The following is a 12,917-nucleotide window of genomic DNA, read 5'->3' on the forward strand; positions in this document are numbered from 1 at the left end:
CCGAGTACAGATACGTGAATTTGGCTGGCAAGTGCGTGTACCATGCATAGGGTCATGCGGCGCGAAGGTGCGAGCGCGCCGTTATTTCGCAGGGAGGAAACCGCGATGGCCGGACTTTATTACGAAGACTTTTCCGTGGGCCAGGAGTTCAGGCATCCGCTGACCCGGACCGTCACGGAGATGGACAACACCATGTTCAGCCTGCTGACGCTCAATCCGCAGCCGCTGCATATCGACGCGCATTTCTCCGCCCAGACCGAGTTTGGCCAGCGCATTTTCAACAGCCTTTACACCCTCGGCATCATGATCGGCATGACAGTCTATGATACGACCATGGGCACCACCGTCGCCAATCTCGGCATGACCGACGTCACTTTTCCAAAGCCGGTCTTCCATGGCGACACGCTGCGGGCGACGACGAAGGTGCTTTCGTTGCGAGAATCCAAATCGCGCCCGAAAGCGGGCATCGTCGAGTTCGAGCACCACGCTCTTAACCAGAACGACGAGATCGTCGGAAAATGCCGCCGCATGGCGATGATGCACAAGAGGCCAGTCTGATGCGTTCGATGCTGTTCGTGCCGGGCGATTCCCCGCGCAAATTCGAGAAGGCGAGCGAAGGCAGCGCCGACGCACTGATCATCGATCTCGAGGATTCCGTCGTCACCGAGAAGAAGGAAGAGGCGCGAGGTCTCACGCTGGCGATGCTGAAGGGCCGCAGCAAGCCGCACCAGCTCTATGTCCGCGTCAACGCGCTCGACACCGGCATGACCCTCGCCGATCTCGCCGCAGTCATGCCGGGCAAGCCCGACGGTGTCGTGCTGCCGAAATCGCTAGGCGGTGACGATGTCCGGCAGGTCGCGACCTGGCTCGAAGCTTTGGAAGCCGCAGCCGGCACGACGGTCGGATCGACCCGCATCGTCTGCGTTGCCACCGAAACCGCGGGATCGATCTTCGGGCTCGGCAGCTACAAGGGCTGCTCTCCTCGCCTCGCCGGCCTGATGTGGGGCGCGGAAGATCTCTCGGCTTCGCTCGGCGCAACCGAGAAATCCTCGGGCGGCGTGTTCCACAGCCCCTATCGTCTGGCGCGGGATCTGTGCCTGATGGCGGCGGCCGCCGCCGAAGTCGCACCGATCGACACCGTCTACACCGACATCGACAATCTCACGGGGCTGGAACAGGAGACGCGCGCCGCGCGGCGCGACGGTTTTTCGGCGAAGGCCCTGATCCATCCAAAACATGTCGATGTCGTCAATGCGGCATTCGCGCCAACCGATGCCGAGCGTAGCTGGGCGGAGAAGGTGATCGCGGCGTTCGCGAGTAATCCGAACTCCGGCACGCTGCGTCTCGACGGCCAGATGATCGACAAGCCGCATCTTCGCGCCGCGAAGAAGATCCTCGGCCAGCCCTAGAGCAGGATGCGAGCCGCGCCATGATCGTTCGCCAAGCCGCAAACGTCCTGGAGAATGCTACACGATCTTGATCGACATGTCCGGCAGGCCCTCGAGCTTGCAGAGCAGCACGTCGCCCTTCACCACGGGGCCGACATTCTCCGGCGTGCCGGAATAGATGATGTCGCCGGCCTTCAGCTCGAACGCTTCCGAGAGCTTTGCGATCTGCTCGGCCACGCTCCAGATCATCTTGCCGAGATCCGAGCTCTGCTTCACGGTGCCGTTGATCGCCAGCGAAATCGCGCCCTTCTCGAAATGGCCGGTCTTGCTCACGGGGTGGATCGGGCCGATCACCGCGGCGTGGTCAAAGCTCTTGCCGATCTCCCACGGCTTCTTCTCCGCGGCCATGCCGTTTTGGAGATCGCGCCGGGTCATGTCGAGGCCGAGCGCGTAGCCGTAGACATGCTCGAGCGCCTTGTCAGCCGGGATGTTGGAGCCGCCTGATTTCAGCGCGGCAACCAGCTCGACCTCGTGATGATAGTTCTTGGTCAGCGAGGGATAGGGATGATCGGCGACCTCGCCAACCGCGACATTCTGGATCGCGTCCGTTGGCTTCTGGAAGAAGAACGGCGGCTCACGGTTCGGGTCCGAGCCACGCTCGATCGCGTGCGCTGCATAGTTGCGCCCGATGCAATAGATGCGGCGGACCTGGAACACTTGGGTCTCGCCGACGATCGGGATCGCGACCATCGGTACCGGGAAGATCGGCTTCGGCCCGGCCTGTGCGGCGGCCGGCGCACTGTCGGCGATGGAAGCTACGGTGGCCGTCGCAGCAGTCACGAGCAAGTCCCTGCGCGTCGTCTTTTTCATTTTGTGCTCCCTTTGGCTTCGTTGGGCCGCGTTCATGTGCGCCGCTCCGGGTGATAGTCGATATTCAGTATGCCATGAACGCTGGACGAGCGTGGCATCGTCTTATTGATGAGACCGTGCCGTCCGGCGACCCAACGCGACCATCTGGAGAGACGATAATCGTCCCCGGGGTCGGCGACTCATCTCAGGATTTCAGCGTTTCGCGCGCCGTCTCCGGTGCCATCAGCGTTGCGATGATCGTGATGATCGAGAGCGCGATGATGTAGACCGACACGGCCGAATACGATCCAGCCCAAGCGAGCAGCGCGGTCGCAATCAACGGCGAGAAGCCGCCGCTGAGCGCGGCTGCGACATTGGCCCCTAATGACGCGCCGCTGTAGCGCACCTGGGTGCGGAACAGTTCCGGCATGAACGCCGCCTTCGGCCCGAACAGCAGTGCGTGCGTCAGCGTCATCGTGACGACGAGAGCCAGCGTGATCAGCGTCGGCTCCCTGGTGTCGAGGAACCAGAATAGCGGAAACGCTAGCGCCACCGAGAACACGCCGCCGGCGAGATACAGGGCCTTCCTGCCAAAAATATCGGACAGCCAGCCGGCGAGCGGCAGCGTCGCGAACTCGACGATTGCGGCGCAGACCACCGCATCCAGGATCACTTGGCGCGGCAGTCCGAGCTTTGTCGTGGCATAGACCACGGTGAAGACGGTGAGAAGATAGGCGAGCCCGACCTCCGACACCGTGATGCCGATCGCCAGCAAAAAACTGCGCCAGTCGCGGCGGAGCACTTCCATCACCGGCTGCGCCAGCACCTCCTTGCGCTCGACCACCTCCTTGAAGTGCGGCGTCTCCGCGAGTTTCAGCCGCACGATGAAGCCGACGCCGACGAGCAGGATGCTGATCAGGAACGGCACGCGCCAGCCCCAGCTCAGGAAATCCGCCTCCGGCAGCTTCGTCATCAGGCCGAAGATGCCGGTCGACGCCGCAACGCCGACGGGAAAGCCGATCTGCACCAGGCTGCCATAGAGGCCGCGGCGATTGCCGGCGTGCTCGGCCACCATGACCACCGCGCCGCTCCATTCGCCACCGAGCCCGATGCCCTGGATGAAGCGCAGGATGACGAGGAAGATCGGCGCCCAGACGCCGATCTGGCTGTAGGTCGGCAGGCAGCCGATCAGGAAGGTGCCGAGCCCCATCGCGATCATGGTCGCGACCAGCATTGTCTTGCGGCCGAGCCGGTCGCCATAATGCCCGATGATCGCGCCGCCGATCGGCCGCGCGACGAAGCCGACCGCATAGGTCGAGAACGCCGCCAGCGTCCCGACGAAAGGATCGAAGCTGGGGAAGAACAGCTTGTTGAACACGAGCGCCGCAGCGGTGCCGTAGATCAGGAAATCGTACCACTCGATCGCGGTGCCGAGCGCGCTCGCCCACACCACATGCGCCGTCGTCGATCTCTCCACTGATGCGGAGACCCCCGTTGCTGCCGTCATGCCATGCCCCAAGATTCCAGGCGGCATCATGGCCAATCGCGCTTACGGTTGCAACCTGCGGGGGTGTTGGCTCTCACAGGATAACCGCACCCAATTTCGCGCGCCTCTGCTTCAACCCCCGCCATTGCGAGGAGCCCTTGCGACGAAGCAATCCAGACTGCCTCCGCCGAGAAAGTCTGGATTGCTTCGCTGCGCTCGCAATGACGGGTGCTGAAGCAGCGGCCCCTGTCGTCCCCACCCGCCAAGCGGAACCCATCCAGAGATCAATTCGCCATTGACAAACTTATTCGCTAATATCTAACTTACCCCCAGAACAACCAGCCGTACCAAGCGGCCAATAAAAGAGAGGAAATGACGATGAGAGGGTTTTTGGCCTGCGCCATGCTCGCTGCCATGACTGCGGCTGCCATGACTTCGGCCGCCATGACCACAGTCGCGAATGCGCAAGTCTCCGACGACGCGGTGCGGATCGGCGTGCTGACGGATCTGTCGAGCTGGGGCCGCGACAACAGCGGGCCGGGCTCGGTCGAGGCCGCGAAGATGGCGGTGGAAGAATTCGGGCCCACCGTGCTCGGCAAGCCGATCGAGATCATCAGCGCCGACCACCAGATGAAGACCGACGTCGGCGTGCAGATCGTGCGCGGCTGGTTCGACAACGGCAAGGTCGACGCCGTCGTCGACATCCCCAATTCCGGCATCGCCATCGCCGTGCACAACATGGTGCGCGAGCGCAACAAGATCGCCTTGCTCTCCGGCCCCGGCGCGAGCTCGCTGACCGATGAGCTGTGCAGCCCGAACACCGTGCACTTCACCTACGACACCTACGCGCTGTCCAAGGTGACGGCCTCCGCCGTCATCAAGGAGGGCGGAAAATCCTGGTACTTCATCACCGCCGATTACGCCTTCGGCCAGCAGCTCGAGAAGGACGCCACGCGCTTCATCAACGAGATGGGCGGCAAGGTTTTGGGCGGCGTGAAGCACCCGACCAATACGGCCGACTTCTCCTCCTTCGCGCTCCAGGCGCAGAGCTCGAAGGCCGACGTCGTCGCCTTCGCCAATGCCGGCCAGGATACCGACAACGCGATCAAGCAGTCGGGTGAGTTTGGCCTGGTGCAGGGCGGCCAGAAGCTCGTCGGCCTGTTGATGTTCGACACCGACGTGCACGCGGTCGGGCTCAAGGCCGCGCAGGGCACCTACATGACCACGGCGTCGTATTGGAACATGGACGAGGCGACCCGCGCCTGGTCGAAGAAGTTCTACGAGCGCACCAAGGTGATGCCGACCATGATCCAGACCGGCGTCTACGGCTCGGTGCTGCATTACCTGAAGGGCATCAGGGCCGCCGGCACCGACGATCCTGCCAAGGTGATGGCCAAGATGCGCGAGCTGCCGATCGAGGATATGTTCGTCCATGGCGGCAAGCTGCGGGAGGACGGCCGCGTCATCCGCGACATGTATCTGGCGAAGGTGAAGTCGCCCGCACAGTCCAAGGAACCCTGGGATTATCTTGAGATCATCAAGACCGTGAAGGGCGAGGACGCCTTCCGCCCGGTCTCCGAGTCCAAATGTCCGCTGCTCAAGAAGTGAGGCCCACATGACCGGCAACGCGCGCAACGCAATGGAGACCTACGAGTGCGATGTACTCGTGGCCGGATCGGGCGCCTCCGGCATGTCGGCCGCGATCACCGCACGCTATCGCGGGCTCGACGTGCTGATCGTGGAGAAGGAGCCGCGCTTCGGCGGCACCACCGCCCGCTCCGGCGGCTGGCTCTGGATTCCCGGCACCTCGCTGGCGAAGGCCTACGGCATCGCCGAGACGCCGGACCAGGCCCGCACTTACCTGCGGCACGAGGCCGGCAACAATTTTGACGCCGCGCGGGTCGATGCATTCCTGAGCGCGGGTCCGGAGGCGGTCGATTTCTTCACGTCAAAGACCGCGCTGCGCTTCGACATGCCGCTGGTGTTTCCCGACTATCATGCCGAAGCGCCCGGCGGTACCCAGGGTGGCCGCTCCATGGTCGCGCGCCCGTTCGACGGCCGCGAGCTCGGCGACCAGATCAAAATGCTCGGCGCGCCCCTGCCCGAGCTCACCGTGTTCGGCATGATGCTCGGATCGGGCAAGGACATCGTCCATTTCATGCGTGCGACGAAGTCACTGACTTCGGCGGTCTACGTCGCCAAGCGCCTGTCGCGCCATCTGATGGACGTGCTGCGCTACGGCCGCGGCATGACCTTGACCAACGGCAATGCGCTCGCCGGGCGCCTCGCAAAATCGGCGCAGGATCTGAAGATTCCGATGTGGCTGTCCTCGCCGGTGCGCGAGCTGACGGTCGAAAACGGCGCCGTCACCGGCGCGATCGTCGCGCGCGAGGGCCGCGAGGTGCGTGTCCGTGCGCGCCAGGGCGTGGTGCTCGCCTGCGGCGGCTTTCCGCACGACGTGGAACGGCGCAAGAAGATGTTTCCGCACGCGCCCACCGGCAACGAGCATCATTCGCCGGGACCGACCGGCAACACCGGCGACGGCTTGCGCCTTGCTGAAGGCGCCGGCGGACACGTCGAGGAGCGGCTGCCGAATGCGGCCGCCTGGGTGCCGGTGTCGCTGACCACGCGCAAGGACGGGTCAAAGGGCGTGATGCCGCATTTCATCGACCGCGCCAAGCCCGGCGTGATCGCGGTGATGCGCGACGGCAAGCGTTTTGCCAATGAGGGCAATTCCTATCACGACTTCGTCCAGGCCATGGTCAAGGCGGCCAGACCCGGCGAGGAGATCGCGGCCTTCCTCGTCTGCGATCACGAGACGCTCCGGAAATACGGCCTCGGCTGCGTGCCGCCGTTCCCGATGCCGCTGGGTCATCACCTCGACACCGGCTATCTCATGCGCGGCGATACGCTGGAGGCGCTTGCGGCAAAGGCCGGCATCGATGCCAAGGCCTTTGCCGAGACCGTGGCGCAATTCAACGCCACTGCGCCGCAAGGCCACGATGCCGCCTTCGGCAAGGGCTCAAAGGCCTATAACCGCTACCAGGGCGACGCGCTGCACGGCCCCAACCCCTGCGTGGCGCCGTTGGAAAATGGTCCGTTCTACGCCATCAAGATGGTGATCGGGGATCTCGGCACCTATGCCGGTATTGTCACCGACGAGAACGCACGGGCGCTCGACGCCGAAGGCCGGGTGATTCCCGGGCTCTACGCTGCCGGCAACGACATGGCGAGCATCATGGGCGGCAATTATCCCGGTGCCGGCATCACGCTTGGGCCGGCACTGACCTTCGGCTACATTGCCGGCCGTCATCTCGCCGACCGCGCCGCCAAGCGCGACGCGGCGTAAGCCACTCGCCAGGAGGCGCATGAAGAGAGAGAGCCGCGGCATCCAGTCGATCGAGGTCGGCGGAGAATTGCTCCGCGCGCTCGCGCGATGCGGCGAGCCGATGATGCTGCGCGATCTCGCGCGCGAGGCCGGCATGGCGCCGGCCAAGGCGCATCCCTATCTCGCCAGCTTCTCGCGTATCGGGCTGATCGAGCAGGATGAGACCACCGGCCGCTACGAGATCGGGGCGCTGGCGCTGGAGCTCGGCCTGATCAGCCTGCGCCGCCTCTCCGGCGTGCGCCTTGCAGGACCGAAGATCGCGGCGCTCGCAAGTCAGATCGGACATGCGGTCTCGCTGGCGGTCTGGGGCACGCACGGCCCGACCGTGGTGCAGCTCGAAGAGCCCGGCCAGCCCGTCCACATCGTGATGCGCGCCGGCTCGGTGATGGCGCTGCTGGAGACGGCCACGGGCCGGGCCTTTGCGGCCTTCCTGCCGGAGAAGACCGTCAATGCCGCGCTCGAAAGCGGCCTCGACCGCCAAGGCGTCGGTTACAATCCGAAGCGCGCGGTGAAGGGCGCGAAGGTCGCCGACATGCTCGCCGAGGTCCGCAAGCACGGCCTCGCCCGCGCACTCGGCGATCCCCTGCCCGGCGTCAACGCCTTCTCCGCGCCCGTTTTCGACCATGCCGGCCATGTCGCACTGGTCATCACCGCGATGGGGCCGGAAGGCACTTTTGATGCCCGCTGGGACAGCCCGATCGCCCATGCGCTGCGCGAATGCGCGGGGGGTATCTCGAAGCGGCTTGGCCACGGCATGACGGTCGCGGCGGAGTGAGGCTTCGCAGCCCAACATAAGCACCGCCGTCATGCCCGCGAAGGCGGGCATCCAGTACGCCGAGGCTTATCGGCTCTATCACTGCTCTCACGGAGTACTGGATCGCCCGGTCAAAGCCGGGCGATGACACCGAATTCGCGGCGACCGCGCCCCCTACTTCTCCTTCACCGGCACCGTATAGTTCAGGATCAGCCGGCCGCCATCCGGATAGATCGTCTGTCCGGTGATGTAGGACGCATCGTCGCTGGCGAGGAACGCCACGACGGAGGCGACCTCGCTCGGCTCGCCGCCGCGGCCGATCGGCGTACGCGACAGCACGCCCTTGCGCGCATCCTCGGACGTGTAGATCGCGGATGCCACCATGTCGGTCAGGATCGTGCCGGGTCCGACGGCCACCACACGAATGTTGTGCGGGGCAAGCGCGACCGCAGCGACCGAGGTGAGCTGCTTCATGCCGCCCTTGGAGATGGCGTAGGTCGCAAGCGTTGGGATCGCCAGCAGCGCGTTCACCGAGGACATGTTGATGATGACCCCGCCGCCGCCTTGCGTGATCATCTGCTTCGCCGCCGCCTGCACGCCGAAGAATGCACCCTTCAGATTGATGGCGATGACATCGTCGAAATCCTGCTCGGATATCTCCAGAATGTCCTGGTTGCGGGCGACACCGGCATTGTTGACCATGATGTCGAGCCGACTGAATTCCTTGGCGGCGGTCGCGACGAGCTGATCCACCTCAGCGCGCTTGGCGACATTGCCGACGACGGCGCGCAAGGCGTCGGGACGCCCGAGCTCGGCGGCCGTTGCGGCCAGGCCATCGGCATCGACATCCGAAATGACGACCTTGACGCCGTCGTCCAGGAATCGTTTCGCGCAGGCCTTGCCGATGCCGCGCGCCGCGCCGGTGATGACCGCGACCTTGCCGGATAGTTTCATGGTCTCACTCCAGAATAGCTGCTGGGGCAGCAGGCTGTTGCCGGATGAGAACCCCGGATCAGCCCGCCGCAAATCCGAGATGAGCACGGAACCGGTTCTTGATAAAGACGGCATCGCGCGACGGCAGCGAGCGCGGCGGATTTTCAGCCAGAACCTTGATGACGAACAGGCGCGGCCCCTCGCCCGGCTCGGCAAGCTGCGCCGCGAGGCGTTCCACCTCGGCGATCGTCCGCAGCATTCCGGTTGCGATAAAGCCGCAAGCAGCCGCGATCGCGGTAAGATCGACGCCGCGCCCGGTGTGGCTTGCCTGCATTCCGGTCTCGCCAAAATGCTGGTTGTCGATCACGACGATGTCGAGATTATGCGGGCGCGCGACGCCAATGGTGGCGATGCCGCCGAGGCCCATGAGCTGTTCGCCGTCGCCGGTCAAAGCCAGGACGCGTTTCCCCGGTTGAGCCTGTGCCAGCCCGAGCCCGATCAACGCGGCGCCGCCCATCGCGCCCCAGAGATAGAAATTGCCGTCGTGGTCACCCACCGAATGCAGATCGTAGGTGGGAGAGCCGAGGCCGGAGACGACGAGCGTGTCCTTACGGTTCTTCAGGAGCGCGGCAACAGCGGCGCGACGATCGAGTTGAGCTTGCATTGGCGTCACCATTTCTTCTTGCCGATCAGGCGCTGCCCGATCAGAACCGCGATCTGCTGATCGGATTCGTAGGCGAGCGCCGCGGCCGATTCGACCGTTTCGACCAGATCGTCTGCCGTCTCCGCGCGCATCACCTTCAGGCCGATCGCTTCGAGCGAGGGCTGCGTGGCCCGGCTCATCGGCACCTGCCAGGGATTGAACTCCGCCCATTCGCCGCGCATTGTCACCAGCATCAGCAGTGGGAACCGTCCGATCGCGGACAGCGACAGCATGTTGATGCAATTGCCGACCCCGCTCGACTGCATCAGAAGCACGCTGCGCTGGCCACCGAGCCAGGCGCCCGCGGCGATGGCGATGCCCTCTTCCTCGGTCGTCAACACGTTGGTGGTGACGTCGCGGTCCGCCGAGAGCAGGCGGATCAGCTGGCTGTGGCCGGCATCCGGCACATAAGACATCTGCCGCACGTCGGCTGCCTTGAGGATACGATAAAGCTCCGCGGGCCAATCGTCGCTGGTTCGCGCTTCGAGATCAGGTTGAGGGCTGTGCACCGCGTGTCTCCGTGACATTCGACCGGCACCCTATCGATGCTCGTCGGCGAAAGCTCTGACCGTCTGGCACGATCAGATATCGAGGGATTGTATAGCTGCCTTTTCACGGCAGCGGCGGTGCCTCTGCTCCCTCGCCCGCTTGCGGGGAGAGGTGGAGAGAGCCTCAATTCGCCGCCGACCTCGCCGTCGCCGGCATGTAGATCTGCGCGTAGCCTTCCTTGATCGCGGAGGTGATGCGGTCGAGGCGGCGGTCGATGTGCTTCTCCAGCACCGACACGCAAGCCTCTTCATCGCGGGCCTTCAGGCCTTCGACCACGGCACGATGCTCGGCTTGCGTGTTGGAGCGGTTGATGCTGTCCATGTCGATCCAGCGAACGAAACGAATCCGGGCGTTGACGTTGCGCAAGACGCGCAGCATCTCGGCATTGTTCGACAACGCCATCAGCCGCTCGTGGAAGGTCTCGTCGAGCTCGACGAGCTCCACCGAGGAACGCTCGCCGGGATCGGGGCCGGTGGCTTCGAGGAATTTCAGGAGCGCATCGATGTCCTCGTCCTTGCCGCGCTTGACGGCGAGGCGGACCGAGGCGACCTCGATCGACTTGCGCAGCTCGTAGAGATCGAAGATCTCGTGGGCGTCGAGCTCGCGGCAAAAGAAGCCCTTGCCCGGCGTGAAGCGCAGAAAGCCTTCCGTGTTGAGGCGGTTGAGCGCCTCGCGCAGCGGCGTGCGGCTGACGCCGAGACGTTTTGCCAGTTCTCCCTCGTTGAGCCGTTCGCCCGGCTTGAACTCATAGCTCACGGCCATCGCCTTGAGCTGTTCGTAGACGCGATCGACGATACTATCGGAGGGGAGTTCCAAGTGCTTGTTCATAGGCAGCTTCTCGACCTCTAACCAAACCGGCGCGGCCGCAATCCGGCATGAAACCACGTAATCATGGAATAGATATCATAGACGGGCAATCCAACCTCGGCCTGAAGCGCGGCCGCGTAAGGCGGCATGTTGGTGCATTCGAGCACGATGGCGCCGACGTCCGGATTCCTGGCAACGAGTTCCTTGCCCGCCTCCACCACGTCACGCTCGGCTTGCGCGATGTCCATGTCGTCCTTCTCGGCCTTGATCAGGACGCGGAAGAACTCCTTGCCGTGTTCCGTGCCGACCAGCGGCGTATCGAGCGGCACACCGGCGCCTTCGAGATGTCCCGGCGTCAGGGTCGAGCCCGACACCGTGACGAGACCGACGCGCTTGCCCGGCGGCAAGGTCGCCTGCACCCACGGCACCTGCATCAGCGACGAGGTCGCAACGGGAACGCCGACGGCGGCTGCGATCTCCTTCTGGAACAGCGAGAGGAAGCCGCAATTGGTGGTGATGGCTTCGGCCCCGAGCCGCACCAGATCCTTCGCCGCATCGATGAAATCAGGCAGCAGGCCGGCCGCGCCCTTCAGCACCACCTTCTCCGGCGACGCCCCGCTCACCACGCGATAGAGCACGGGAAACGGCCAGGTCGTGCCGTTGCCCATGTCGCCGGGAATGCGGGGAAAGCGCGCCTCCAGCATCAAAATGCCGAGCGGCGCGCCATAGATGGCCTTGCCGCCACGGGCGATGCGGGAAGATGAGTTGGCTGGAGTGGTCATGATGCGATCTCAGAGGAAGCGATTCGGTGCGAACGGCGCGAGCGGGATCTCCGGCTCCTTGCCGCTCAGGAGCTGCGCGACGAGACGCCCCGTGCGGGCCGAGCCGACCAGGCCGACATGGCCGTGGCCGAAGGCGTAGACGATGTCGCGCGAAGCCCGCGCGTAGCCGATGCAGGGACGTCCGTCCGGCATGCTCGGCCGATGGCCGAACCAGGTCTTGATGCGCGAGGCCGGAATGTCCTTCGGCAGTTTCGGGAACATGCTGAGGAGATGATTTCGCAGGATCTCGGCGCGCCTCCAGTTCGGCGCGGCCTCAAGGCCGGCGATCTCGACCGTGCCGGCGGCACGCAGGCCCTTGTCGGTCCAGTTCACCACCATCTTCGCATCCGACGCCATCATCGAGCTGCGGGGACCGGTTTCCGGATTCTCGATCATGACGTGATAGCCGCGCTCGGTCTCGAGCGGCAGCGGATCGCCGATCGATGCAGTCAACCGCTTGGAATGCGCGCCGGCGGCGACCACCGCGGCATCGCAGGGAATCTCGCCGGTCTCGGTAAGCACGGCGAGGAGCTTGTTGCCGGAGAGCTTGAGGCCCGTCGCCTTCGCGCGCACGAGCTTGGCGCCGTTAGCGACCGCATGATTGGCGAGTGCTGCGACATAAGCGCCGGGATCGCGGCAGCGACCGGCCTCCTCCACCACCACGCCAAACGTGTAGCGCGGATGCAGATCCGGCTCGCGCTGGCGCATCTCGTCCGCGTTCAGCTCCAGCCATTCGACACCGACGCGCTTGCGCAGGCGCCAGCCGAGATCGTTGTCGAAATTGCCGCGCGACGGGAAGACATGCATCACGCCGTTGCGTTCGACCAATTCAGGGACGCCCGCCTCCTCCGCGAGCTTCCTGTGCAGCAGCGGCGCGTCCTTCAGGAGGTCGCGCAGCGCGAAGGCCGTCTTCTCGACCCGCGCCTCGGTCCAGCCCGAGAGCAGATACTTGATCAGCCAGGGCAAGGCCTTCGGCAGATAAGACCAGCGGATCGCGAGCGGCCCGAGCGGGTCCAGGAGATAGCCCGGCACCTTCTTCCAGACGCCGGGCTCGGCCGGCGGGATCACCGAATGCGACGACAGCCAGCCGGCATTGCCGTAGCTCGCCGCCTGTTCGCCACCGGGCTCGCCAGCGTCGATCAGCGTGACACGATGGCCCTCGCGCAGCGCCTCGATGGCGCTGATCACGCCAACCGCGCCGGCACCGATGATGGCGACGTGGCGGCGCTGCGACATCGC

The 12,917-nt window shown here is 64.9% G+C and carries 13 protein-coding genes; 5 read left to right on the forward strand and 8 right to left on the reverse strand.

Annotated features, from left to right (window positions below):
• Positions 1 to 54 precede the first annotated feature (54 nt).
• Positions 55 to 558 carry a MaoC family dehydratase gene (locus tag IVB31_RS27740; protein ID WP_346730897.1) on the forward strand — a complete coding sequence of 168 codons (504 nt, stop codon included), beginning with the start codon at positions 55 to 57 and terminating at the stop codon, positions 556 to 558.
• Positions 558 to 1,409, forward strand: coding sequence for a CoA ester lyase (locus IVB31_RS27745; protein WP_247330339.1), 852 nt, complete (start codon positions 558 to 560; stop codon positions 1,407 to 1,409). Before IVB31_RS27740 ends, IVB31_RS27745 begins: the two co-directional genes overlap by 1 nt.
• A gap of 57 nt (positions 1,410 to 1,466) precedes the next feature.
• Here IVB31_RS27745 and IVB31_RS27750 read toward each other — a convergent pair whose 3' ends face one another.
• On the reverse strand, positions 1,467 to 2,258 hold the full coding sequence (locus IVB31_RS27750; protein WP_247330342.1) for a fumarylacetoacetate hydrolase family protein: 792 nt from the start codon (positions 2,256 to 2,258) through the stop codon (positions 1,467 to 1,469).
• Positions 2,259 to 2,442: 184 nt separating this feature from the next.
• On the reverse strand, positions 2,443 to 3,744 hold the full coding sequence (locus tag IVB31_RS27755; protein WP_247330344.1) for an MFS transporter: 1,302 nt from the start codon (positions 3,742 to 3,744) through the stop codon (positions 2,443 to 2,445).
• Positions 3,745 to 4,101: 357 nt separating this feature from the next.
• On the opposite strand from IVB31_RS27755, the gene IVB31_RS27760 reads away from it, so the two are divergent.
• The 3 genes from IVB31_RS27760 to IVB31_RS27770 are packed head-to-tail and all read left to right on the forward strand — an operon-like array spanning position 4,102 to position 7,886.
• On the forward strand, positions 4,102 to 5,331 hold the full coding sequence (locus tag IVB31_RS27760) for an ABC transporter substrate-binding protein (RefSeq protein WP_247330347.1): 1,230 nt from the start codon (positions 4,102 to 4,104) through the stop codon (positions 5,329 to 5,331).
• A 7-nt stretch (positions 5,332 to 5,338) separates the two neighbouring features.
• Positions 5,339 to 7,072 carry an FAD-dependent oxidoreductase gene (locus IVB31_RS27765; RefSeq protein ID WP_247330351.1) on the forward strand — a complete coding sequence of 578 codons (1,734 nt, stop codon included), beginning with the start codon at positions 5,339 to 5,341 and terminating at the stop codon, positions 7,070 to 7,072.
• Positions 7,073 to 7,091: 19 nt separating this feature from the next.
• Positions 7,092 to 7,886, forward strand: coding sequence for an IclR family transcriptional regulator (locus IVB31_RS27770; protein WP_247330354.1), 795 nt, complete (start codon positions 7,092 to 7,094; stop codon positions 7,884 to 7,886).
• Between the two features lie 153 nt (positions 7,887 to 8,039).
• Here the strand turns inward: IVB31_RS27770 and IVB31_RS27775 are convergent, their stop codons facing one another.
• The 6 genes from IVB31_RS27775 to IVB31_RS27800 all read right to left on the reverse strand — a co-directional run bounded on the left by IVB31_RS27775 (position 8,040) and on the right by IVB31_RS27800 (position 12,914).
• The gene (locus tag IVB31_RS27775; RefSeq protein ID WP_247330356.1) at positions 8,040 to 8,819 is read right to left on the reverse strand and encodes an SDR family oxidoreductase; all 780 of its coding nucleotides are present in this window, start codon (positions 8,817 to 8,819) and stop codon (positions 8,040 to 8,042) included.
• Between the two features lie 58 nt (positions 8,820 to 8,877).
• Positions 8,878 to 9,462, reverse strand: a complete 585-nt coding sequence (locus IVB31_RS27780) for a thiamine pyrophosphate-dependent enzyme (protein ID WP_247330359.1) — start codon at positions 9,460 to 9,462, stop codon at positions 8,878 to 8,880.
• Positions 9,463 to 9,467: 5 nt separating this feature from the next.
• Entirely contained in the window at positions 9,468 to 10,010 is a 543-nt protein-coding gene (locus IVB31_RS27785; RefSeq protein ID WP_247330361.1) for a thiamine pyrophosphate-binding protein, read from the reverse strand.
• Positions 10,011 to 10,173: 163 nt separating this feature from the next.
• A complete protein-coding gene (locus IVB31_RS27790) occupies positions 10,174 to 10,878 on the reverse strand; it encodes a GntR family transcriptional regulator (RefSeq protein WP_247330366.1) in 705 nt (234 codons plus the stop codon).
• A 17-nt stretch (positions 10,879 to 10,895) separates the two neighbouring features.
• Positions 10,896 to 11,639, reverse strand: coding sequence for an aspartate/glutamate racemase family protein (locus tag IVB31_RS27795; RefSeq protein ID WP_247330369.1), 744 nt, complete (start codon positions 11,637 to 11,639; stop codon positions 10,896 to 10,898).
• A gap of 9 nt (positions 11,640 to 11,648) precedes the next feature.
• Entirely contained in the window at positions 11,649 to 12,914 is a 1,266-nt protein-coding gene (locus IVB31_RS27800) for an FAD-binding oxidoreductase (protein WP_247330378.1), read from the reverse strand.
• Positions 12,915 to 12,917 lie beyond the last annotated feature (3 nt).

The organism is Bradyrhizobium sp. 21, from assembly GCF_023073335.1.
GTDB lineage: Bacteria > Pseudomonadota > Alphaproteobacteria > Rhizobiales > Xanthobacteraceae > Bradyrhizobium.